The 287-nt window shown below is 55.1% G+C and carries 1 protein-coding gene; it reads right to left on the reverse strand.

Annotation, left to right across the window (positions count from 1 at the left end):
* Positions 1–49: 49 nt before the first annotated feature.
* A partial coding sequence (locus AC1RPU_RS08165) for a hypothetical protein (protein ID WP_481769672.1) occupies positions 50–287 on the reverse strand: 238 nt, incomplete at its 5' end.

Genomic DNA, 287 nt, shown 5'->3' on the forward strand with positions numbered 1-287 from the left:
CCCCGGAGCTTGCATAGTTCTCGCGCTGCGCGTTCGAGTTGTCGTTCGTTCATACGCTGGCCTCGTACATAAGTTCCTTTTCATCACGGCCAAGACCCAATGCTACTGTAGTCAGGCTCCTATGGATGGATGCACGCTCTTCTGTAGTAAGAGCGCGTGATGCACCGTTGATGAAGGCGCTGCGCGTCGAGCCACGCACAATGTGTTCTGGCATTGGATCGACAGTGTTCAGCATCTCGAAAACCGCAACACGTGGCTCGTTCTTGAACTCGTCGCGAAGATGCGCG

Source organism: Dellaglioa sp. CoH-55-MRSF-7 (assembly GCF_056782235.1).